We start from the raw sequence: 22,117 nt of genomic DNA on the forward strand, positions 1-22,117 counted from the left end.
CTCCTCAGACCCGGACGTCGAGCCCGGTCGACCCGGCATGGGTGCTGGTGGCGGGGACCGGGCGGCCCCCGTCGGGTCCGTCGCCGCGCAGCCACGGGCGCGCGCGGGCGTCGGACTGGTCGCGGCCACCGGGCCGGTCGCCGGTGGCGCCCTGCCGCGGCTCGGTCCAGGCGCCGCCGCTCGCGTCGCGGTCGACGTCCATGCGCGAGCAGGAGATGCCGGCCGCCTGCAGGTCGCGGCGCAGGTCGGGCAGCGCGTCCAACAGCGCGGCCCGGCCGTGCTCGGAGGCGCCGCGCAGGGTGAGGTCGACGGTGCCGTTGTGCACGGTCACCCGGACCTCGACCGGCCCGAGCGTCTCCGGGGTGAGGACGACGGTCATCGTGTGCTCGCCGTCCGGGCCGGTGGCCAGCTGCGCGACGGCTGGGGCGACCTGGGTGGCGACCGGGGCCGGTGCGGGCGCCGGCGCGGCGTCGGCCCGCGCGGTGGCGACCGGGGCGGCCGGCGCGGTGCCGGCCGGCGGCTGCGGCGTGGCGGGCGCGCCGTCCGCGGTGCCGGCGTCGGCCCCGGGCTGCTCCGAGCCGGCGGCCGCGACCGGTGCGGGCACGGCCTCCGCCGCCACCGCGGGCGCGGTCGCCCCGGCCGGGGTGGCCGGGCCGGTCGCCGGGGCCGTCGGAGCGGCCGGCTCGGCGGCGGGGGCCGCGGTGACGACCAGGCCCGCGGGCAGCGCGGCGGCCGCGGCGGGCTGCGCCGCCGCCGGAGCGGCGGGGACGGCGGCGGGGAGCTGGGCAGCGGTGTCGGCGGCCGGGGCCGGGACGGCGCCGGGCAGCGGGGGAGCCGTCGCGGGGAGCGGCGCACCGGCAGCGGCCGCGGTCGCCCCGGGGCCGACCGGGGCGACCCCGGTCCCGGCGGGGGCGGTGCCGTCGGCGGCCGGCTGCGCGGGGGTGGCCAGCGCGAGCGCGAGCGCCCAGCCGGCGGTGAGCACCGCGGCCGAGGCCAGGGCCGGGTCGGTGACCGGAGCGGGAACGGGCGCGTCGGCAGCCGGCGTGCCGGGAGCGGGGACGGTGTCCTCGGGCGCGTCGTCGGCGGCGGGGTCGCCGGCGCCCGAGGGGGCCGCGCCGCGGTCGCCGGCGAGGGCGTCGTCCAGGGCCGAGGCGAAGCCGGCCGCCGAGCCGGGCGCGCTCGCGGAGCCCCCGGCGGCCGCGGCGGGCGCCGCGGCCGGGAGGACGGCGGGCAGGGCAGGTGCTGTCATCGGTAGGACTCCGCGGCGCCGAGGACCTTGGACACGTAGTTCTGCGTCTCGCCGTACGGCGGGATCCCGCCGTAGCGCGACACCGTGCCCGGCCCGGCGTTGTAGGCGGCCAGCGCGAGGCTGGTCGAGCCGAACTGGTCGGTGAGCTGCTTGAGGTAGCGCGCCGCGCCGTCGATCGCCGACGCCGGGTCGCGCGGATCGACGCCGAGGCCGCGGGCCGTGGCCGGCATGAACTGCATGAGCCCGGTGGCGCCGGCGGAGCTGACCGCGGAGGTGTCGAACCCGCTCTCCACCTTGGCCACGCCGGCCAGCAGCGCCGGGTCGATGCCGTGCCGGTTGCCGGCCTGGACGAACAGGTCGGAGTACGGCACCCCGGCCAGCGACCCGGTGGCGCCGGCCGGAGCGGCGGCGGCCGGCGCGGCGGCGGGGAGGACGCGGCGGATGAGCGTGGGGTCGCCGACCGACTGCACCTTGACCGTCTCGCCGGCCTGGGGGGCGGCGATCATCTTGCCGTCGCCGATGTAGATGCCCACGTGGTCGATGCCCGGCCGCGAGGAGGAGTGGTCGAAGAAGACCAGGTCGCCGGGGCGGGCGTCGGCGAGGCTCGCGACGGGGGTGCCGGCGGTGGCCTGCTGCGAGGAGGTGCGGGGCAGGTCGATGCCCAGGTTGCCGTAGACCAGCTGCACGAGGCCGGAGCAGTCCAGCCCGACCGAGGGGTCGGTGCCGCCCCAGCTGTAGGGGACGCCGAGGTACTTGCGGGCCTCGGCGACCACGGCGGCCTCGGCGCTGCCGCTCCCGGCGGCGGCCGCGGTCGTCCCGGTGGCCGCCGCCGGACCGGTCAGCCCGGCGGCCGCGGCGGCGCTGGCCCACGAGGAGGCGGTGGCCGAGACCCGGTTGGCCGAGAGCACGAGCATCCGGTTCTGGATCTCGGCGATCCGGCCGTGCACCGCGCTCACCCCGTCCACGGGTCCTCCTCCCTCGTCTCGTCGTCGGCGGCCCCGGCGTGCTGCCGGGTCACCAGGTCGTCGATGGCGCGCGCCTCGGCGGCGTCCTCGGCGGACCGCGCGGCCAGCTCGTGCCGGTCGCGCAGCTTCTCCAGGGCCTTGGTGGCCTGGGCGGCGGCGGTCCACCGCTCCCGGAGCAGCTCGGCGTGCTCGGCCGAGGCCTGGGCCATCGACCGTGCAGCTACCACATCGGCAGCCGCGGCCCGGGACGCGACCATCGCGGCCACGAAGCCGGGGCCCGACAGCGAGCCGGGCATCGTGCGCGCCTGCAGCGCGGCCACCTGCTCCTCGACCCGGCGGCCGGCCTCGTGCGCCGCGGCCACGGCCTCGGCGTGCGCCAGCGAGGCCGCCCGCTCGGCGGCGGCGCGCACCCGCAGGACCGGCTCGAGCCGGAAGGCTGCCCGCTTCACGTCATCCCGCCGTCACGAGCCGGTGCAGCATCGACCACGCGTCCTCGGGGGAGGTCGCGTCGTCCAGCGACTGGCGCAGGAAGGCGTCGAGGGCGGGGGAGAGCATGCGGGCGCGGTCGACCAGCGGGTCGCTGCCGACCTGGTAGGCGCCGATCTCCACGAGCTCCTTGACGTCGCGGAGGGCGCCGAGCAGCCGGCGGGCCTCGCGGGCGTCGGCCATCCGGGCCGGCTCGACGACCGCGCCGGCGACCCGGGAGATCGACTCCAGGACGTCGATGGCCGGGAAGTGGCCGGTGGTGGCGAGCTTCCGGGTGAGGACGACGTGGCCGTCGAGGATCGACCGCGCGGTGTCGGCGATCGGCTCGTTGTGGTCGTCGCCCTCCACCAGGACGGTGTAGAGCCCGGTGATCGACCCGACCGCGCCCGGCCCGGCCTTCTCCAGCAGCTTGGGCATCATCGCGAAGACGCTCGGCGGATAGCCGCGGGTGGCCGGCGGCTCGCCGGCCGAGAGGCCGACCTCGCGCTGGGCCATCGCCGTGCGCGTGATCGAGTCCATCAGCAGCAGCACGTCGCGGCCCTGGTCGCGGAAGCCCTCGGCGATGCGGGTGGCCACGAACGCGGCCTTGAGCCGCACCAGCGGCGGCTCGTCGGAGGTGGCGACGACGACGACGGTGCGCGCCATGCCCTCCGGGCCGAGGTTCTCGTCGAGGAACTCCTTGACCTCGCGGCCACGCTCGCCGATCAGCCCGATGACGCGCACGTCGGCCTCGGTGCCGCGGGTGATCTGGGCCAGCAGCGTCGACTTGCCCACGCCGGAGCCGGCGAAGATGCCCAGCCGCTGCCCCTTGCCGATCGGCACGAGCGTGTCGAGGGCGCGCACGCCCACCGGCAGCGGCTCCTCGACCCGGCGGCGGGACAGCGCGTGCGGCGTCTCGCTGGCGAGGTCCACCCAGTCGATGCCGGCGCCCAGGGCGGGCCCGCCGTCGACCGGCCGGCCCAGGCCGTCGAGCACCCGGCCCAGCAGCGCCTCGCCGACGGGCACCTGCAGCGGCATGCCGGTGGTCCGCACCGGCGCACCGGCGTGCACCCCGCCGAGCTCGCCCAGGGGCATGCAGGTCAGCCGCTCGCGGCCCACGGCGACGACCTCGGCCAGGAGGCTGCGCGGGCCCGGGTTGACCTCCACCAGGTCGCCCACGGCCGCGGTCAGGCCGTCGACGGAGAGGGTCAGGCCCATGGCGCCGACCACGGAGCCGGTCAGCTCCGGGCGGGCGGCGGCGCGGGCGCGGTCCAGGACGCCGGCGAGGCTCACGGGCGCAGCACCGCCCGGACGCGGGCCAGCGCGGTGCCGAGCTGGGCGTCGATCCGCCGGGTGCCGCACTCGGCGACCGCGCCGGCGCGCTCGACGCCCGGGTCGCCGGTGACGGTCACCGTGGCCGGCAGGCCGGCCAGCGCCTCGGCGGGCACCTCGGCGAGGTCGTCGGGGTGCAGCCGGACGACGGTGGGGGTGTCGGCCGGCACCAGGGTCAGGGCGCGGCGCAGCGCGTCCACGCCGGCGGAGTCCACGCTGGCCAGCTCGCGGCCGAGCAGGTCGGTGACGAGGGCGAAGACCGCGTCCAGCACGGTGTCGCGGACCTCCTCGGCGACCGGCACGGCGGTGGCCTCCACCTGCGCGACCGCCGAGCCGAGCGCCGCGGTGGCCGAGACCAGCCGGCGCTCCCAGCGCTCCTGCACCTCGGCCAGCCGCAGCTGGGCCTCGGCCTCGGCCTGCGCCACGACGTGCGCCGCGGCCGCCGTCCCCTCGGCGTAGCCGGCGGTGAAGCCCTCCCGGTGCGCGTGCTCGCGCAGCCGGGTCAGCTCCTCGGCGTAGACGTCGCCCAGCCGCAGCACGCCGCGGCCGTTGGGCACCGGCAGGTCCGCGGCGCGGCGGACGGTGGTCCGCCGCTCGACGACCGGCTCGGCGGGCAGCTGCTCGGCCGCCGGCGGGGGCGCCGGGGCCGGCACCGGCGGCGGGAAGACCGCCGTGGCCGCCCGGTAGGGCTCGGCGACCGCGGCCGAGGCGCCGCGCAGCAGCACCGGCTCGCGCTCCCGCGCGGCCCGGCGCGCGGCGTCCCCGCGGCTGTCGTCAGGCAACGACCTCCGGCCTGACTCCGCGCCGCGGTCCGCTCCTCGCTCGTACCTCGCTGCGATGCTCCCGCGGCTGTCGTCAGGCAACGTCCTCCGGCCTGACTCCGCGCCGCGGTCCGCTCCTCGCTCGTACCTCGCTGCGATGCTCCCGCGGCTGTCGTCAGGCAACGAACTCATCGTCCCCGCCGCGCGAGATGGTCAGCGCACCCTGCTCCTCGAGCGTGCGGATGACCGCGACGATCTTGCCCTGGGCCTCCTCGACGGTCCGCGTGCGGACCGGGCCGAGCAGCTCGATCTCCTCGGCGAGGTTCTCGGCGGCGCGCTCGGAGAGGTTGCGGACGACCTTGTCCCGGACGTCGGGGCGCACGCCCTTGAGCGCGGTGGCCAGGTCGTTGGCCTCGACCTCGCGGAGCACCAGCTGCATCGACCGGTCGTCGATCGTGACGATGTCCTCGAAGACGAACATCTGCGCCCGCACCTGGTCGGCCAGCTCCGGGTCGGTGCTGTCCAGCCACTCGAGGATCGAGCGCTCGGTGGGCCGCGGCGAGCGGTTGATGATCTCCACGAGGGTCTCGACGCCGCCGACGGTGGACATGTCCTGGTGGGCCAGCAGCGACCCCATGCGCCGGCCGAGCTCCTCCTCCACCAGCCGCACCATCTCGGGGGAGGTGCGGTCCATGGTGGCGATCCGGTGCGCGACCTCGGCCTGCTGCTCGGGGTTGAACCCGGAGAGGACCTCGGCCGACTGGGCGGCGGTCAGGTGGGCCAGCACCAGCGCGATGACCTGCGGGTGCTCGTCCTTGAGGAAGGTGACCAGCTGCCGCACGTCGACGTTGCGCAGCGAGGCGAAGGGCACCTCGGTGTAGACGACGTTGAGCCGGGCGAGGATGCCCTCGGCCTTGTCCTCGCCGAGACCCGCGGCGAGGATCTCGCGCGCGAAGTCGACGCCGCCGCGGCCCACGTAGCGCTGCGCGCTCATCATCTGGTGGAACTCATTGAGCACGTCGTCGACGTCGGTCGGCTCCAGCGAGCCGAGCTTCATGATCTCGCGGGTCAGCGACTCGACCTCGCGCGGGCGGAGCTTGGCCAGCAGCGTGCCGGCCTCCTCCTTGCTCATCTGCGCCAGGAAGACCGCGGCCTTGCGCAGGCCGGGCATCTCCGGGCGGGGCGGCGCCGGTGGCAGTGCGGGCAGGTTGGTCCCGCCCATGCCGACCAGCGGCTCGACACTGGCGAGGGTCACGCGGTCACCTCAGGTGCGGTCGGGACGGGGGAGGGGGTGCGGTCGGTGCTCACTTGGCCTCGCTCAGCCAGCCGCGCAGCATGGCGGCGACCTCGTCGGGCCGCTCGCTGACCATGGTCGAGATCTCGCCGCGCACGCGGGCGCGCTCGGCGGCCTCGATCTCCAGGGCCCGGGTGTCGATGACCGCGGTCTCGTCGCGGGTGCTGGCCACCCGCAGCCGCTCGAGCTCGGCCATGACGTCGTCGTCCAGCTGGAGGGCGAGGTCGTCGTCCTCCTCCTCGTCGCGGCCGCGCCGGGAGCGCAGCCAGACGACCAGCACCAGGAGCGCGATGCCCAGCGCGATGCCGCCGGTCTTGATCAGCGACCACATCTGCGCCTGCTGCTCGGCCTCGTTGGCCGCCGCCATCGCCGCCGCTGCCTGGTCGGCCGCGGTGGTGTCGAAGGGCATCGAGGCCACGGTGATGTCGTCGCCGCGGGCGGGGTCCAGGCCGACGGCGTTGCCGATCAGGTCCTGCACCTGCGCCTGGTTGAGGTTGCCGGCGACGGTGCCGTCCATGACCACCGAGACGGTCAGCCGGTTGATCGCGCCGGGCGCGCCCTGCACGGTCTCCACGGTCTGGCCGACGGCGTTGTTCTCCGTCGTCGTCTCGGACTCGTAGTTCGAGTCGCCGGCCCCGGCGCCGGCGTCGGCGGCGTTCTCCGGGCCCAGCACGCCGCCCACCGCGGCGCCGTTGCCGGTGTAGGTCTCGGTGCTCGACTGCGAGCTGATCGGCGGGGTGCCCTCGGTGTACTGGTAGGTCGTCGAGGTGCTCTCGCGCTGGTTGAGGTCCAGGTCGGCGCGCACCGAGACGCGGGCGTGGCCCGGGCCGAGGACGGTGTCGAGGATGGCCTGGGCGTTGGCCGCCAGCCGCTTCTCGTAGTCGGTCTCGAGCTGGCTGCGCGCGTCGCCGGCGGCCGCGGTGACCCCGGTGCCGGCGGCGGCGAGCACCGAGCCGGTCTGGTCGGAGACGGTGACCTGCTCGGGCTCCATGCCCTCGACGCTCGAGGAGACCAGGTTGGTGACCGCCTGGATCTGCTCGCCGGTCAGCGTGGTGCCGGGCGCGACGTCCAGCAGGACCGAGGCGGTCGGGGTGCCCTCGTCGGTGGCGAAGACGTCGTCGTCGGGCAGCGCGACGTGCACGACCGCCTGGTTGACGCCGTCCAGCGCCTCGAGGGTGTTGGCCAGCTCGCCCTCGATGGCGCGCTGGTACTGCACCTGCTGCTGGAACTCGCTGGTGGTGATGCCCTGCTGGTCCAGCAGCGCGTACCCGGTGTCGTCGCCGGCGGGCAGGCCCTTGCCGCCCATGGTGAGCCGGAGGTCGTACAGCTGGTCCTTGGGCACCATGATCGTCTGCCCGCCGTCGGCCAGCTCGTAAGTGGTGCCGGCGGCGTTGAGCTCGTCGACGATCGCCGAGGCGTCGCTGGAGGAGAGGTTGCTGAACAGCGGGGCCATCGTCGGCGCGGTGATCCAGCTGTAGAAGTAGAAGCCGCCGAGGCCCAGCCCGACGACCAGCAGGCCGATGACGACCTTCTGCCCCAGGCTGATCGTGGACAGCGCGGAGCGGAGCCGCTCCAGCGGTCCAGCGAGAACGGCAGGCATCAGATCGGCATCCTCATGATCTCGGTGAAGGCCTCAACGGCCTTGTTCTTGATCGTCACGACCATCTCGGTGGCCAGGGACGCCTCCTGCGCCGCGATCATGTAGTCGTGCACGTCCTTGAGGTCGCCGGTGGCGGCCTGGACGGCGAGCGCGTTCGACGTCGACTGCAGGTTCTGCAGCTGGTCCACCGAGCCGGCCAGCACGTCGGCGAAGCCGCCGTCGCCGGTGCCGGCCGCGGGGGCGGTGCCGGCGGCGGCCACACCGGCGGTGCCGGTCAGCGCGGAGAAGCTGGGGATGGAGATCCCGCTGATGGGGGAGGTCATGATCAGCCCTTCCCGAGCTGCAGAGCGGCCTGGTAGGCGTTCGTCGCGCGCTCCATGGCGGCGAGGTTGGCCTGGTAGCCGCGTTGGGCCATGATCAACTGGGTCATCTGCTCACCCAGGTCGATGTCGGGGTAGCGGACGTAGCCGTCGGCGTCGGCCAGCGGGTGGTCCGGTTCGTGGACCAGCCGGCCCTCGGCGTCGCCGAACTGCGCCCCGGTGACCCGGACGCCGCCCTCGCCGGACCCGTAGTCGACGGCCTGCACCTGGATGAAGCGCTCCTGGAACGCGGCGCCGTCGGTCGAGCTGACCGTGTTGATGTTCGAGATGTTGTCCGAGACGGCGTCCAGCCACTTGCGGTGCGCGTAGAGGCCGGTGCCGGCGATGTCGAGGCTGTCGAACATCACTGCGTCCGGAGGGAGCTGCGCAGCAGGCCGTACTTGCCGTCCAGCGCGTTGAGCGCCAGCTGGTAGCGCAGGCCGGTCTCGGTCGCGATGACCGTCTCGCTGTCGAGGTTCACGTTGTTGCCGTTGGTGTTCGTCGGCTCCAGCGACCGGGCGATCGAGCCGCCGCTGATGCTCGGCGTCCGCCCATGGGCCAGCTCGCTGCGCAGCGTCGACTCGAAGTCGGTGCGCCCGGCGAGGAAGCCCGGGGTCTGGATGTTGGCGATGTTGTCCGAGGTGACGCGCTGGCGCTCCGCGAGGCCGGAGAGGGCCGCGTGCAGCGTCGTCATGGTGACGTCGCTGATCATGGGGCGGTCGTCAGACGGGCAGGACGGCAGGACACGACGAGCCTCCGGGTACGAGGAAGACACTCGCGAGCGAGTGGGGGTCCGCCGATCCGTGGCGAGAGTGGTGCTGTCCGTGCAGGGGGAACATCGGCACCCTGGAGTTACCGGTTGACCACGCTCCGCCACTCGGGTGACACCAGGGACGGCGGGAGCGAACGAGCCGGACGAGGGCGGTGCGCCGGCTGTGACTGCTGTGCCGCACCGGTGGCCCCGGCCGCCCCGGGGGCCCCACGCACGACGGCGCCCCCGGTGCTCCCTGAGCGGGAGCGCCGGGGGCGCGGGGTCGTGCGGAGCGGGTCTAGAGGGCCCGGTCGATGAACGAGGCGACCGGCCGGGTGGGGGCGTAGGACATGCGCGCGGCGACGTTGCGCTGCTGGCGCGACTGGGTGATCCGCTCGACCAGCTCCTCGGCCACGGCCAGCTGGTGCTGGAGCAGCCGGGCGGCGCGCTCGCGCAGGTCCAGGGGCAGCGGGCCCAGGTGGCTCGGCGGCACCCAGTCCTGGCTGCGCCGGCCCCACGCGGCGATCTCCTCGGCGTTGTCACCGGTCAGGGTGCGCTGCGCGTCGAGGACCTCGCCCTCCAGCTCGTCGAGGACCGTGGCCCAGTCCGAGGACCTCCCGTCCCGTCCCTCGCCGGCACCGGGGCCGGGTCGGCCGGTCGTCATGCCGGTCCGGCCGCCAGCGAGGCGGCGGCCTGGCGCCACGCGTCGCGCAGCGGCTCGACGACGAGCAGGCAGGAGGCGACCCGGTTGCGGTCGCCCTTGACGTTGGCCTGGACCAGCTCGGTGAGCAGCCAGCTGTAGAGCGAGGCGAGGCGGGGGCCGCCCTCCCACGCGTCGACGTCCAGGCTGCTGCGCAGCTCGATGACGATCTCCTGCGCGTGCTGCAGCTGCTCGCCGGCCTCGTCGCGCTCGCCGCGCTCCAGCGCGCTGGACGCACGCTCGAGGTCGAGGGCCAGCCGGTCGTACAGCATCACCAGCAGCCGCTGCGGCGACGCGGTGTGCACGGTGTCGCCGAGGTAGCGGGCGCGGAGGGAGGTCGTGCTCATCTGGGGGGCTCCAAGGGGGTCACGCGTCAGCGGGAAGAGGGGCCGGGACCTGTGCGGTCGGGGCTAGGACCGGGACCAGGACGGCAGGCCGCCGATCTGCGAGGCGAGCCAGGACGACTGGTTCTGCAGGGTGCCCAGCGCGGTCTCCATCGCGGTGAACTGCCGCGTGAGAGTGGTCTTGCGCAGTTCCAGGCGGATGTCCCAGTCGGCGATCCGCGCGGTGAGGTCCTTGGCGGTGGTGTCCCGGCTGTTGGCCAGCAGGGTCAGCGTGCCGGTCGTGGAGTCCGACGCGGTCCTGGCCAGCACCTCGAGCTGGGCCACCAGCCCGGTGGCGGAGACGACGTCGTCGGGAGTGCCGGCCTTGCCGTCGGTGCCGTTGGAGACGGTGGTCTTCTTCGTCAGCATGTCGCGGACGGCGGCCGGGTCGGCCGCGAGCTTCTCCGTGAACGTGGCCTTGGTGAACAGCAGCCGCCCGTTGTCGGTGAGCTGGAGGCCGAGCGTCGCCGCGGAGACGCCGTTGAACCCGCGGGAGACGATGTCCAGGATCTGGCCGGAGAGGTTGCGCAGCGTGCTGTCGCCCTTGAGCGTGGCCGCGGTGCTGTCCACCTTCGTGTAGGCCGCGATCGACTCCAGCAGCCCGTTGGCGGTGTCGACCAGGCTCTGCAGCTTGCCGGCGGCGGCGTCGGGGTCCTTGCCGACCGAGATCGTCGCGGTCTCGCCCTTCTTGCTCACCGTGACGGTGGTGTCAGGCATCAGCCCGGCGAAGGTGTTGCTGGTCGAGGTGACGCTGAAGGCGCCGGGGCCCGAGCCGATCGTGAGCTTGGCGTCGGTGCCGGTGTTGAGCGGAACGAAACCGGCGGCGCCGGAGATCTCGAACGCGCCGTCCTCGCCGGCGGTCTTCGTGACCACCTGCATCCGGTACTCGCCGGGGGCGACCTGGACGACGCTGGCGGTGAGCCCGAGGGAGGTCTTGGCGTTGATCGCGGCGACGGCCTCGGCCAGCGAGGCGGTGCCGCTGGCGTCGGTGTCGAGGGCGATCGAGGTGGTGGTGCCGCCCACCTTCACGTCGACGGAGGTCTCGCCGAAGTCGACGTCGGCGGCGGTCTTGTCCGAGGGCACCGTCCACGTCTTGGTGCTGCGCACGGAGTGCGCGCTGGCCAGCTCGTCGACGGTGAAGGTGACCGAGCCGGGCAGCGCCGTGGAGCCGGAGCTCGCGGCGACGGAGGTGTTCGAGCTGGTGGCCTTGGTGGCGCTCCAGATGCCGTCCGCGGTGAGCGCGGCGGCGGCGGTGCGCAGCGCGTCGAACCGGGTGTTGACCGCGCGGTAGGCGGCGGCGTCGGCCTGGGTGGCGCTCAGCTTGGTCTTGAGCAGCGTCTGCGGGTTGGCCTCGACCTGCATCAGCTGGCTGATGAGGGAGGCGGTGTCCAGGCCCGAGATCAGGCCGGTGCTCAAGCTCATGCCCGCCACGGGGGTACCTCCGGTTCTCGGGAGCTGGGACGTGCAGTGAGGGGGGAGGCCCGAGGGCCTCCCCCCTCACCGGGTGGTGCTCAGGTGGTGCGGGTGGATCAGCCGAGCAGACGCAGGATGCCCTGCGGAACCTGGTTGGCCTGGGCCAGCATGGCGGTGCCGGCCTGGGTCAGGATCTGGGTCCGCGTGAAGTTGGTCATCTCCTGAGCCATGTCCGTGTCGCGGATCCGGCTCTCCGACGCGGTCAGGTTCTCGACCGCGACGTTGAGGTTGTTGATCGTGTGCTCGAACCGGTTCTGGATGGCACCCAGGTCGGCTCGGGTGTTCGACACGGTCTTGATGGCCTCGTCGATCGCCTTCAGGCCCTCGCTGGCACCCGTGGACTGGGTGAACTTGAGGTCGTACTTGGCAACGTCGTCCGCGGTCGTCGCGGTGGTGGCCGTGAAGCTCACGGCACCGCCGGTCACGGAAGCGACGACGTCGCTGCCGAAGACGTTGGTGACCGCGTCCTGCAGGGCGGAGGCGCGAGCGGCGGACCCGGCGGTGGCCTCGTAGGTCACCGAGGACAGGTCGAGGGTCTTGCCGTTCATCGACAGCGTGCCGTTGAGCTTGCTGAAGTCCTCGGCCTTGGTGAGGTCGGCCGTGCCGCTGGCGATGGTCACGACGGCGGCGGTGGCGACACCGGCCGCGGTGGCGGCGGCGGTGATGCCCTGGGCGTCGGTGGTGACGTCGACGCCGTCGACACCCAGGCCGGCCGCGCCCATGGCGGTGCTGACCTTGACGCTGATCGACTCGCCGACGTTGGCGCCCACCTGGAAGGTGCCGTCGTAGTTGCCGTCCAGCAGCTTGGTGCCGTTGAACTTCGTGGTGTCCTGGATCCGGGTCAGCTCGTTCTTGAGCTGAGTGATCTCGGACTGGATGTTCTTCTTGGCGTCGCCGTTGAGCCCACCGCCGTTGCTGGCCTGGACGGTCAGGTCGCGCATGCGCTGGAGAAGGCTGTGCGTCTCGGTGAGCGCACCTTCAGCGGTCTGCACGACCGAGATGCCGTCCTGGGTGTTGCGGACGGCGACCTTCAGGCCACCGATCTGCGAGCGCAGGCCCTCGGAGATGGCCAGACCCGCGGCGTCGTCCGCCGCACGGTTGATGCGGAAGCCGGAGGAGAGCTTCTCCAGCGACTTGCTCATCTGACCGTCGGTGACCGACAGGTTGCGGTACGAGTTCATCGCCGCGATGTTGTTGTTGACGCTGAGACCCATGGTGTTCCTCCTTGGACGGGGTCCGTGCTGAGCTCCCGCTGCATCCGTGCTGCGGGCCGTGCAGAGAGATCTACGGCTGGAGCCGGGTCGTTCTTGAGGCGAACGGGACGGGATTTCCGTCCGTTCTCACCCGGACGGGCTCAGGCGTAGCGGCGCTGCGCCCGCGCGCGGTGGTCCAGCGCCCGGCGCCAGGCGGTGACCCAGCGCTCGGCGGTGTGCTCGGTGAGGTGGCCGGCGAGCACCGCCTCGCGGTCGCGCGCGGCGTTCTCCCGCCGGCGGTCGGCGTTGTCCACCAGCGAGGCCAGGCTCTTCGCCCAGTCCTTGGGGGAGGCGGCCTTGCGGCCCAGGCCCAGCCGCTCGTACTCGGCGCTGGGGGAGCGGACGAAGGCGACGCCGCGGGCGGCGTACTCCAGCGCCTTGAGCCAGCTCTTACAGGTGTTGAACCGGTCGATGCGCAGCGGGGCGATGCCGATGTCGAAGGTCTCGCCGACCGCCGTCACGTAGGCGTCGATGCCGTCGATCCACGGCACCTCGTCCGGCTCGTCGGACAGCCGGAGCCGCGCCTGGGCGTCGCCCTTCTGGCCGAGCACGGTGAACCGGCTGCGCCCGCGGGTGCGGTCGAGGGCCTGCTGCAGCCCCGAGCCGATCTCCTGCAGGTCGTAGGGGTGGAAGTAGACGCTGCCGGTCCACCCGATCGTCGCCACCTCCGCCTCCCGCTCGTAGGCCGGCGGCAGCTCGGCGACCCGCCGGGGGACGGCGTTGGGGATGACCGCGCCGCGCCCGTGGGTGGCGTACTCCTGGAGCAGCGCGGGGGTGGTCGTCGTGACGAAATCCGCCTCGCGGGCGCACTCCGCGGCACGGCGGGCCATGCCCTTGCGGACGAGGATGTCGTGGCTCGGCGTGCCGAACGGGATGCCGGAGAGCAGGTCGTCCATCTCCACGACGACGGCGACGCCCTGGTCCTGCAGGACCCGGATGGTCTGCACCATCGCGACGGTCTTGGGCAGCTGGAGGACGACGACGTCGGCGCCGCGCGCGTCGGCGTCGACCACCTCGTTCTCGCCGCTCGCGCCCGGCGCCACGGTCGTGGTGATGCCGCGGGTCGTCTCGATCTCGATGCCGAGGCCGGCGGCCTCGATCTCCTTCACGGGCTCGCGGACGCGGTAGTAGTCCTGGGCGTCCTGCCCGGCGTGCATGAGCAGCACCTTCACGGCGCACTCCTCTGGGGTCGGGGGCCCGGGGAGAGCCGGGCGGGTGGGGGAGGGGTCAGGCGGGCCGGGCGGCGCCGTAGCGCTCGCGGACCGTGCGGGCGGTGGCGGCCGGCACGCGGGGCCCGGGCACCGGCGGGGGCGGCGGCGCGTTGCGCCCGGCCACCCGGTCGACGTAGGAGCGCTGCTGGTTGCGGGCGCGGACGCCGCCGTCGGCCGGCACCGCCCGGCCCTCCCACACCTCGCTCATCGCCGCGTGCAGGAGGGTCAGCGCCCGCGCCCGCATCTGCGAGACGCGCGACAGCGTGACGCCGAGGCTCTCGGCGATCTCGGTGAGCGACTCGCCGCCGAAGAAGTTCCGCTCGACCACCTCGTCGAGCCGGTCGGGCAGTGCCCGGATCGCCTTGTCGAGGTAGCGGGCCCGCTCGCCGCGCAGCATCGCGCGCTCGGGGGACTCGCCGGGATCGGGCAGGTCGAGCCCGCCGCCGCCCTCGCTGCCGGAGTCGGCGTCGATGCTCACCATGACCGCGCGGTGCACGTCGACCTGCAGCGCCTCGAGCTCGCCGCGCGCCATGCCGAGGCTCTGCGCGAGCTCCTCGCGGGTGGGTGGCCGGCCGAGGCTGATCGTCAGCGCGTCGGCGGCGGCGTCGGTGCGCCGCGCCGCCGCCCGCACCGACCGGCTGGCCCAGTCCCCGGAGCGGAGCTCGTCGAGCACGGCGCCCTGCAGCCGGGGCAAGGCGTAGGTCGCGAACGTCGCACCGGCCGTCGGGTCGAACCGGCGGGCCACCTCGACCAGCGCCACCTTCGCGCAGGACAGCAGGTCCTCGCGGCTGACGTGGCTGGGCAGGGAGATCCGCGAGGCGACCGCGTTGACCGCGAAGGAGCACAACGGCAGGTGCTCGGTCACCAGGGCGTCGACGTCGTGCGCCGACCGGGGCGCGGGGGACGACGACCCGAGGGCCGGGGGCCGCTCGGGGGCGAGGTGTCGGGCTGCTCTCACGCCCTCTCTCTCGGCGGGCCGGGGCCCGACCGGCACCGCGTGATCGGCACGAACATCTGCCAACTTGAGGACCTCGGCTTGAGGAGCCGCTGCCCGGTGCCGATGCCAGTCCTGCGATCGCGGGTGGTCAGAGGCCCGCAGGGGACGACGGAAGGCGGTGGGACGCGTGGACTACCAGCACCTGTCGACGTTGCTGTGGCGGGAGCAGGAGCTCCTGGATCTCCTGCTGTTCAAGGCCGAGGAGAAGCAGTACCTGATCGTCACCGGCAAGACCCGGTGGCTGGCGCGGATCGCGCACGAGATCGAGGTCGTGCTCGACCAGCTGCGCACGCTCGAGGTCGAGCGGGCCGCCGCCACCGAGGTGCTCGCCACCAAGCTGGGCCTGGACGTGAACCCGTCGCTGCGCCAGGTGGCCGAGGCCGCCCCGGCGCCGTGGAACGACCTGTTCGCCAAGCACCACGAGGCGCTGCTGGTGCTCATCACCGACCTGCGCAGCCTCTCCGACGCCAACCGCGAGCTGATCGAGGGCGGCCTGGCCGCCATCGGCGACGCGCTGCTGTCGGTGAAGACGCCGTCGGCCGGCACCTACGGCGCCACCGGCCGCAGCACGGGCGGCGCGCACCGCGCGGTCACGCTGGACGGTGCCCTGTGAGCACGTTCGGTGGGCTGAACCGGGCGACGACCGCGCTCTGGGCCGCGCAGCGCGGCCTCGACGTCACGGGCCAGAACGTCGCCAACGTCAACACCCCCGGCTACTCCCGGCAGCGGGTGGAGCTGCAGTCGCTCAACGGTGCGACCGTCCCGGCGATCCACTCGGTGGGCGACGGCGTCGGCTACGGCGTCGACTCCAGCACCGTCACCCGCATCCGCGACGTCTTCCTCGAGGCCCGGGGCCGCACCCAGGCGGCGGTGACCGGCCGGCTGACCGTCGAGGCGAACACGCTGTCCGGCGTGGAGAAGGCCTTCCGCGAGCCCGGCGACACCGGCATCCAGAGCATGCTGTCCGACGTCTGGGCCGGCTGGAGCGACGTCGCCAACAAGCCCAAGGACCTCGCCGCCCGCAGCCAGGTGCTCAACCGGCTGGAGACCCTCGCCGCCGGCATCCGGACGACGGCCGGCACCCTCGACCAGCAGTGGAGCGACGGCCACGACGCGCTGTCGGCGATGGTCACCGACGTCAACACGACGGCCACGACGATCGCGTCGCTCAACTCCAAGATCCGGCTCGCGACGCTGTCGAACCAGCCGTCCAACGAGCTGGCCGACCAGCGCGACGCCCTGGTCATGAAGCTGGCCGGGCAGGTCGGCGCCACGGTCAAGGAGGGCGAGAACGGCACGATCACCGTGCTGGTCGGCGGCTCCACCCTGGTCTCGGGCACCAACGCCGTGCAGCTGGAGCTCCAGGGCGCGACCGACCTGGCCGGCGCCGCCGCCGACCCGCCGCGGATCGTGACCAAGCCCGGCGGCACGACGATCTCGGTGAACGGCACCGCGGAGGGGCAGATCACCGCGCTGACCAACACCCTGCCCGAGTACCGCAGCCAGCTCGACGGCATCGCCCGGCAGCTCGCGCAGAGCCTCAACGACACGCACGCCGGCGGCACCGACCTCGACGGTGCGGCGGGCCAGCCGCTGCTCGGCAACGGCCCCGGCACCGGCGCGGTGGACCCGGCCGACGTCGACGCCTCGAACATCACCGTCCGGCTGACCGACCCGCGCAAGGTCGCCGCGGCGGGTCCGTCGCCCACCGGCGCCGCCACGGTGAACGGGGACAACGCCGACAAGCTGTACCAGCTGAGCCTGGCCGCCGGCGGGGTGGACGCCAACTACCGCCAGATGATCGTCTCGCTCGGCGTCCAGTCGGCCGTGGCCACGCGCAACCTCGACGTCCAGACCACGATCAGCAGCCAGATCGACGCCGCCCGTGAGTCCGTCGCCGGGGTCAACCTCGACGAGGAGATGACCAACATGCTCTCGTTCCAGCACGCCTACAGCGCGGCAGCCCGCCTGGTGACCACGATCGACGAGGTCCTGGACACCCTGATCAACATGGCGCGGTGACGGGGATGCGGATCACCCAGCGCGCCGTCGTCGAGACCAGCCTGCTCGGGCTCAACCGGAACCTCTCGGCGGTCGGCAAGCTCCAGCAGCAGCTCACCTCCGGCAAGCTCATCAGCACGGCGTCGGACGACCCGACGGGCACCAACACCGCGATGCAGGTCCGCCAGGACACCCGCGCGGTCGCCCAGCAGGCCCGCAACATCTCCGACGGCAGCAGCTGGCTGGACGCGGCGGACACCACGCTGTCGTCGATGCTGACCACCGTCCGGCGGGTCCGCGACCTGACCGTGCAGGGCCTGAACTCCGGCTCGACGAACGAGCAGTCCCGGGCGGCGATCCAGACCGAGGTCGTCCGCCTGCGCGACAGCCTCCTCGGCCTGGCCAACCAGTCCATCAACGGCCAGCCGCTGTTCGGCGGCGCGACCGACTCCTCGGTCGCCTACGACGCCGACGGCGCCTTCGTGGGCGTCGGCGGCACGTTCGTCGACACCTCGGGCACCGAGATCGACGTGACCGTGCCCCTGAACCGGCGGGTCTCGGACACCGAGGTCATCCGCGTCGACATCACCGGCCCGGAGGCGTTCGGCGACCCGCTGAAGGGCCGCGACCTGTTCAGGATCGTCCAGGACATCGCCGACCACGTGATGACCGCCGGCAGTGGCGACACGGCGCTGCAGGACGACCTCACGGCGCTCGACGCGGCCATGAACCGGCTGCTCACCGCCGCGGCCGACATCGGCACCCGTGCCAAGCGCATGGAGGACGCCGCGACGATCAACACAGACCTCCAGCTGACCCTCAAGGACCAGCTCAGCGAGGTGGAGGAGATCGACCTGCCCAAGACCATGATGGAGCTGAACCTCCAGAAGACCGGCTACGAGGCGGCGCTGGCGGCCACCGCCCAGGCCATCCAGCCCTCGCTGCTCGACTACCTGCGATGAGCGCCGTCCCCCTGCCGGCGTCCTCCTCGCGCCCGACCCCGCCGTCTCCCCACGGAGGTCACCCCGCATGACGCTCGCCCCGGTGGCGACCCTGCCGCTGCTCGGCATGGTCCAGCCACTGCCCGGCTTCCCCGACCACCGCGACTACGTGCTCGTCACGGCGGACGGGGACGGGCTGCTGTTCTGGCTGCAGTCGCTGGACACCGATGGTCCGCGGTTCCTGGCCGTGCCCCCGGCCAGGTTCTTCCCGGACTACGCCCCGGTGCTGCCCCGGTCGGTGCTGGCCGACCTGGACCTCGCCGACCCGGCCATGGCCCAGGTGTTCTGTCTCGTGACGGTTCCCCCGGCCGGCCCGGCTGCCGCCACGGCCAACCTGCGTGCCCCCGTCGTGGTCAACCCGGCCAACTGGCGGGCCGTCCAGGTGGTCCTGCAGGACGCCGCGCATCCCATCCGGCGCCCGCTCCGCCGATAACCGAAGAGGACGACGCCGGCGGTCCGCCGGCCCGTCGTGCCCGCTTCCCGCGGGCACTGCCACGGAGGCCAACGACACCCATGGAGGGGTACTCGTGCTCACACTGACCCGCAGCGTCGGCGAGACGATCCGCATCGGCGACGACATCGAGGTGCACGTCGTCGAGGTCCGGGGCGGCACCGTCCGCCTCGGCTTCAAGGCTCCGCGCGAGGTGACCATCCACCGCGAGGAGGTCTACCGGCAGATCGCCGAGGCGAACCTGCTGGCCGCCCAGGTCACTGCCGACACCCTGGGCGCGCTCGCCGCGTTCGCCCCGACCGCCTCCTCCGCCCCCGCAGCCCCGCCCGTCGCGGAGCCGGCCGCCGGGAGCGTGGACGCCGCCGGAGGCAGCCCCACGGCCTGACGCAACTGCATGGGTACGCCGTCCTGTCGTCGGCAGGAGTTGCCAGCGACAGGGCGGCGTCGATCTCCGAGGTCAGCGACACAGGCAAGACCTGCCGAAGAGTCGCCCCGACAACTGCGCTGGGCACAGCATGTCTTGTGCCCGTGGTGGCGTCGTCGTACGCCAGAGTTGCCCCCAAGCACGTAACAGGGGGCGATCACCATGCAACGCAGCGCAGCACAGGCCGGTTCGATCCGCGTCGACGACGAGCAGTCGGTCGACCCTGCGGTCGGCGGTCCCGTCGGCGACGAGGCGGACACCGTGGTGGTCCACGTCCAGCTGCGCCCGCGGCGCGGCTCGACCCGGCGCTGCCTGGCCGCGCTCGGCGCGCTGGCCGCCGCGCACCCCGCCGTCCCGCTGACGGTCACCGGGCTGAGCAAGGACGACCGCGTGGTCCGCGTCACCGTCGGCGTCGACCTCGGCCCGCGCGCCGGCGTCGCCCGCTTCTCGCCGCAGGCGCAGGCGGCCTACGCGCTGGTCAGCGACGTCTTCACGACGCTGTACGACCACATGCCGGTGTACGCCGCCGAGCCCACCGGCGCCGAGCGGGCCGCCGCGCTCGAGCTCATGGCCTGCCTGCACTCCGACGGCGAGCCCACCGCCGTCGCCGGGCTGCCGGCGGCCGGCGAGCGCGTCCCCGCCTGAGGCGGGCCCGTCCCTCGCCGTCCCCACGATCGACCTTCCCCGCGATCGACCAGGAGTACCCCGGTGCACACCTCTTCCCCGACCGCAGTCCTCCCCTCGGCCGACGACCTCGACCGCTCGGCCGCCCGCACCCGCCAGCCGCTGGTCTTCGGCGGCATCCCGGAGGCCGAGGGCTTCGCCCTCGTGCCGATCACCCCGCGCGACCGCGTCCACTTCCGCGTCGACCGGGAGCTGCCGCTCGAGGCCCTCCGCGCCGACCTGCCCGACGGCGTGACGGTCAGCTACGACCAGGGCGAGGGGCTGTACCGCGTCGACGGCGCGACCGGCTCGGCGTCGGTGCTCGCCGACTGGGTGCGCGCCTGGTGCGCCGGCCGCGGCATCGGAACCGTCGGGCTGCGCGCGGAGACCGACGTCCGCCGGCGGGCGCCGCGCGACCTGCCGCCGGCCTTCCTCGACCAGCTGTGCCGGCACTACGGCCCGCTCAGCCTCAAGCGCCTGCAGCGCAACATGAGCACGATCCGGCTGCACCTGCCCGACCCGGACGACCTGGTCCAGCAGGTGTCGGAGTGGATCCTCAAGGCCGTCGCACAGTACGACGAGACCAAGGGAGTTCCCTTCGGGGCCTTCCTCGCCACCCAGCTGTCCAAGTGGGTGCACGACCTCGGCCGCAACGCGCACGGGCGCACCGCCGCCGACACCGAGCACAAGCAGCAGAAGGCGATCGCCGCCTTCCAAGCCGAGCACCAGCGCCGTCCCACGGAGAAGGAGCTCGCCGCCTACATGGGGCAGAGCGTGGCCACGCTGCGGCGCAACTCGCAGACCGTCGCCACCCTGAACGGGCTGCGCAACCTGCAGTCGCTGGACGGGGCGCCCGACGCGGCGGAGATCCTGCTCCCCGACAGCAGCGAGGCCCCCGACGAGATCATGGGGGAGGCCGAGCAGACGCTGCTGTCGCACGCGCTGACCGCCGCCTGCGCGCCCGACCCGACCGCCCGCCGCGACCAGCGCGCCGGCCAGCCCAACGTGCTGGGGTGGGCGACCTGGTACATGACCACCTGGGGTGGCCGCACCAAGACGCAGCTGTCGGCGGAGCTGTCCACCTCCGTGCGGAACATGAACGTGCACGCCGACCGGGTCGAGCGGGCGCTCAAGCTGCACCTGGCCGAGCTGGCCGACTAGCCGCAACCCTCCCCGAGGACCCCGGCCGCCACGACGGCGCCCGGGGTCCTCGTCGTGCCCGCCGGGGCCCGCCCGGCCGGCCCCATAGCAGACGTCGTCGTTCCGTTCGGGATTTCGGTGCGCCGTCCGGGTCGATCCGGGGCGCCGCCTGCCGATATCGAAGCTGTGAGAGCACGGCGCGACGGGGAGGGGGGATCCGGTGAGCGCACTCGCCGCGGGTGACCCGGCCCCCGACGTCCTGGTGCCCTACTGGCTGGCCGCGCCCGCGCGTGCCCAGCTCGCCGCCGCCGTGCGCACCGCGCTGGCCGGCGAGCAGGTGCACCCGGTGGCCGCCATCCACCTCGCCGACGTGCTCACCGAGCTGCACGTGGCCATGGCCCGCGACGCGGTGTGGCCGGGACCGGCCCAGCGCGTCCGCCGGGTCACCGGCTGGGACGACGACGTCCTGCCGGTGCGGCTGAGCGCGGTCGAGCTGGACGCCGTGCTGGCGCTGCCCGGGCTGCCCGATCCGCTCCGCGCGGCCCTGCGCCTGGGACCGCGGTGACCAGCGCCCCCTTCGGCCGGTCCTCCGCGGGGCTGCTCGCTCGCCTGCGCCCGGTGCCGGTCGACCTGGCCGAGCTGCGCGAGGTGGCCGAGGACGTGCTGCCGGAGCTGGCCACGGCCGCGCTGCGCATCGTGCTCGTCGAGGACCCCCTGCTCGGACCGGTCGTCGTCCTGCGCGAGGGGGAGCGGTCGCTGCGCACGCCGCTGCGCGACCTCGCGGAGGACATGACCGACGCCGGCGTCCGGCCCACGTCCGGGGCGCTGGCCGCGGCGCTGTGCACCTGGGTCGCCCACCGGCCGGTGCCGGACGCCGCGGCGGCCGCGGCCGGGATCGCCGTCCTCGACTGGACCGACGCCTCCGAGACCGCCGTCGGCTGGCGGGTCGTCGTCCGCCGTGGCGAGCTGGCCCTGCCGTGGACGCCCTCGGCCGCCGTCGCACCGTCGGACGTCGACCGCGTCCGCGCCGGCGCCACCGTGCGGGCCGCGGAGGTCGAGCTCTCGCTGCACGTCGAGGGCCCGGTGGCGCTGTGGTCGCACGCGGCCGTGCCGCTGCTGGCCTCGGCCGCGCTCGCCGCGCCGGACCGGGTGCTGGCGCGGGTGGCGGTCGCCGGTCTGGAGACCGCCGATCTGCAGGTCGTGGTGACCCCGGGCCGCCCGCTGGCGTGCGCGCGGGCCGGCGTGGCCGCGCGGCTGGCGGGGGAGACCGGCGAGGCGTGCGTGCGCCTGCCGTGGCAGCAGGTCGCCGCGCTGCCCTGGGTGTAATCAGCACCTTCCGCTCGACCCCGGAAACTGTCGTACCCGCAGGTCAGACTGCTGGTGTGGTCGACACCCAGCCGCCGCGACCGCCCCTGGTGGGTGTGCCGTGGCCGGTGTCGCCGGGGGAGGTGGTGCCGCGGTGGTCGACCGAGTCGGACCTGGTGTGTGACATCTGGTCCACCGATGCGCGGATGGCGCGGGAGCACGCCCGGCAGGCGGCGGCGATCGCGGAGCTGGCCCGCCGCCGGGCGGTCGAGCGGGGTGCTGACCCGCTGGGGCGGGGTCCGGATGCGGCGGCGGTGCGGCCGTTGGCGTTGGCGCACC

Annotated in this window: 26 protein-coding genes; 10 read left to right on the plus strand and 16 right to left on the minus strand. The window is 74.2% G+C overall.

Annotated features, from left to right (window positions below):
• Positions 1-4: 4 nt before the first annotated feature.
• From ACI79R_RS21935 to ACI79R_RS22010, 16 genes are all read right to left on the minus strand, one after another.
• Positions 5-1,249 carry a flagellar hook-length control protein FliK gene (locus ACI79R_RS21935; RefSeq protein WP_456575799.1) on the minus strand — a complete coding sequence of 415 codons (1,245 nt, stop codon included), beginning with the start codon at positions 1,247-1,249 and terminating at the stop codon, positions 5-7.
• Positions 1,246-2,214 carry a transglycosylase SLT domain-containing protein gene (locus ACI79R_RS21940; RefSeq protein WP_456575800.1) on the minus strand — a complete coding sequence of 323 codons (969 nt, stop codon included), beginning with the start codon at positions 2,212-2,214 and terminating at the stop codon, positions 1,246-1,248. Before ACI79R_RS21940 ends, ACI79R_RS21935 begins: the two co-directional genes overlap by 4 nt.
• Positions 2,202-2,663 carry a flagellar export protein FliJ gene (locus tag ACI79R_RS21945; RefSeq protein ID WP_456575801.1) on the minus strand — a complete coding sequence of 154 codons (462 nt, stop codon included), beginning with the start codon at positions 2,661-2,663 and terminating at the stop codon, positions 2,202-2,204. Before ACI79R_RS21945 ends, ACI79R_RS21940 begins: the two co-directional genes overlap by 13 nt.
• A gap of 1 nt (position 2,664) precedes the next feature.
• Complete coding sequence (locus ACI79R_RS21950; protein ID WP_456575802.1) at positions 2,665-3,972, minus strand: FliI/YscN family ATPase; 1,308 nt, start codon at positions 3,970-3,972, stop codon at positions 2,665-2,667.
• Positions 3,969-4,793: a FliH/SctL family protein gene (locus ACI79R_RS21955; protein WP_456575803.1), complete on the minus strand. Its 825-nt coding sequence runs from the start codon at positions 4,791-4,793 to the stop codon at positions 3,969-3,971. Before ACI79R_RS21955 ends, ACI79R_RS21950 begins: the two co-directional genes overlap by 4 nt.
• A 154-nt stretch (positions 4,794-4,947) precedes the next feature.
• Positions 4,948-6,027 carry a flagellar motor switch protein FliG gene (gene fliG / locus ACI79R_RS21960; RefSeq protein ID WP_456575804.1) on the minus strand — a complete coding sequence of 360 codons (1,080 nt, stop codon included), beginning with the start codon at positions 6,025-6,027 and terminating at the stop codon, positions 4,948-4,950.
• 49 nt (positions 6,028-6,076) lie between these two features.
• Positions 6,077-7,666, minus strand: coding sequence for a flagellar basal-body MS-ring/collar protein FliF (fliF, locus tag ACI79R_RS21965; protein WP_456575805.1), 1,590 nt, complete (start codon positions 7,664-7,666; stop codon positions 6,077-6,079).
• Positions 7,666-7,989, minus strand: a complete 324-nt coding sequence (gene fliE / locus ACI79R_RS21970) for a flagellar hook-basal body complex protein FliE (RefSeq protein WP_456575806.1) — start codon at positions 7,987-7,989, stop codon at positions 7,666-7,668. Before fliE ends, fliF begins: the two co-directional genes overlap by 1 nt.
• 2 nt (positions 7,990-7,991) lie before the next feature.
• Positions 7,992-8,390: a flagellar basal body rod protein FlgC gene (gene flgC / locus ACI79R_RS21975; protein ID WP_456575807.1), complete on the minus strand. Its 399-nt coding sequence runs from the start codon at positions 8,388-8,390 to the stop codon at positions 7,992-7,994.
• A complete protein-coding gene (gene flgB / locus ACI79R_RS21980) occupies positions 8,390-8,737 on the minus strand; it encodes a flagellar basal body rod protein FlgB (protein WP_456575808.1) in 348 nt (115 codons plus the stop codon). The genes flgC and flgB overlap by 1 nt, the downstream gene beginning before the upstream one ends.
• Positions 8,738-9,074: 337 nt before the next feature.
• On the minus strand, positions 9,075-9,440 hold the full coding sequence (locus tag ACI79R_RS21985) for a hypothetical protein (protein ID WP_456575809.1): 366 nt from the start codon (positions 9,438-9,440) through the stop codon (positions 9,075-9,077).
• Complete coding sequence (gene fliS / locus ACI79R_RS21990; RefSeq protein WP_456575810.1) at positions 9,437-9,823, minus strand: flagellar export chaperone FliS; 387 nt, start codon at positions 9,821-9,823, stop codon at positions 9,437-9,439. Before fliS ends, ACI79R_RS21985 begins: the two co-directional genes overlap by 4 nt.
• 63 nt (positions 9,824-9,886) lie before the next feature.
• Positions 9,887-11,281: a flagellar filament capping protein FliD gene (fliD, locus tag ACI79R_RS21995; protein ID WP_456575811.1), complete on the minus strand. Its 1,395-nt coding sequence runs from the start codon at positions 11,279-11,281 to the stop codon at positions 9,887-9,889.
• Positions 11,282-11,388: 107 nt separating this feature from the next.
• A complete protein-coding gene (locus tag ACI79R_RS22000; RefSeq protein ID WP_456575812.1) occupies positions 11,389-12,546 on the minus strand; it encodes a flagellin N-terminal helical domain-containing protein in 1,158 nt (385 codons plus the stop codon).
• 140 nt (positions 12,547-12,686) lie between these two features.
• Positions 12,687-13,757 carry a glycosyltransferase family protein gene (locus ACI79R_RS22005; RefSeq protein WP_456575813.1) on the minus strand — a complete coding sequence of 357 codons (1,071 nt, stop codon included), beginning with the start codon at positions 13,755-13,757 and terminating at the stop codon, positions 12,687-12,689.
• Between the two features lie 55 nt (positions 13,758-13,812).
• Positions 13,813-14,754 (minus strand): sigma-70 family RNA polymerase sigma factor, encoded by a 942-nt coding sequence (locus ACI79R_RS22010; RefSeq protein ID WP_456575814.1) that lies wholly within the window; start codon positions 14,752-14,754, stop codon positions 13,813-13,815.
• 166 nt (positions 14,755-14,920) lie between these two features.
• Between ACI79R_RS22010 and ACI79R_RS22015 the strand changes: the two genes are divergently transcribed.
• From ACI79R_RS22015 to ACI79R_RS22060, 10 genes are all read left to right on the plus strand, one after another.
• The gene (locus ACI79R_RS22015) at positions 14,921-15,406 is read left to right on the plus strand and encodes a flagellar protein FlgN (protein WP_456575815.1); all 486 of its coding nucleotides are present in this window, start codon (positions 14,921-14,923) and stop codon (positions 15,404-15,406) included.
• Positions 15,403-16,815: a flagellar hook-associated protein FlgK gene (flgK, locus tag ACI79R_RS22020; RefSeq protein WP_456575816.1), complete on the plus strand. Its 1,413-nt coding sequence runs from the start codon at positions 15,403-15,405 to the stop codon at positions 16,813-16,815. The genes ACI79R_RS22015 and flgK overlap by 4 nt, the downstream gene beginning before the upstream one ends.
• 5 nt (positions 16,816-16,820) lie before the next feature.
• Positions 16,821-17,756 carry a flagellin N-terminal helical domain-containing protein gene (locus ACI79R_RS22025; RefSeq protein WP_456575825.1) on the plus strand — a complete coding sequence of 312 codons (936 nt, stop codon included), beginning with the start codon at positions 16,821-16,823 and terminating at the stop codon, positions 17,754-17,756.
• A gap of 67 nt (positions 17,757-17,823) precedes the next feature.
• Positions 17,824-18,228, plus strand: coding sequence for a flagellar assembly protein FliW (gene fliW, locus ACI79R_RS22030; RefSeq protein WP_456575817.1), 405 nt, complete (start codon positions 17,824-17,826; stop codon positions 18,226-18,228).
• A gap of 94 nt (positions 18,229-18,322) precedes the next feature.
• Positions 18,323-18,631 carry a carbon storage regulator CsrA gene (csrA, locus tag ACI79R_RS22035; RefSeq protein ID WP_456575818.1) on the plus strand — a complete coding sequence of 103 codons (309 nt, stop codon included), beginning with the start codon at positions 18,323-18,325 and terminating at the stop codon, positions 18,629-18,631.
• Between the two features lie 201 nt (positions 18,632-18,832).
• Positions 18,833-19,315 carry a hypothetical protein gene (locus tag ACI79R_RS22040; protein WP_456575819.1) on the plus strand — a complete coding sequence of 161 codons (483 nt, stop codon included), beginning with the start codon at positions 18,833-18,835 and terminating at the stop codon, positions 19,313-19,315.
• Positions 19,316-19,378: 63 nt separating this feature from the next.
• The gene (locus ACI79R_RS22045; RefSeq protein ID WP_456575820.1) at positions 19,379-20,494 is read left to right on the plus strand and encodes a flagellar biosynthesis protein FliA; all 1,116 of its coding nucleotides are present in this window, start codon (positions 19,379-19,381) and stop codon (positions 20,492-20,494) included.
• Between the two features lie 199 nt (positions 20,495-20,693).
• Complete coding sequence (locus tag ACI79R_RS22050; RefSeq protein ID WP_456575821.1) at positions 20,694-21,038, plus strand: hypothetical protein; 345 nt, start codon at positions 20,694-20,696, stop codon at positions 21,036-21,038.
• Complete coding sequence (locus tag ACI79R_RS22055) at positions 21,035-21,799, plus strand: hypothetical protein (RefSeq protein WP_456575822.1); 765 nt, start codon at positions 21,035-21,037, stop codon at positions 21,797-21,799. The genes ACI79R_RS22050 and ACI79R_RS22055 overlap by 4 nt, the downstream gene beginning before the upstream one ends.
• A 56-nt stretch (positions 21,800-21,855) precedes the next feature.
• Positions 21,856-22,117: hypothetical protein (locus ACI79R_RS22060; protein ID WP_456575823.1), on the plus strand; the 262-nt coding region annotated here is incomplete at its 3' end.

It is taken from the genome of Blastococcus sp. SYSU D00820 (assembly GCF_054050695.1).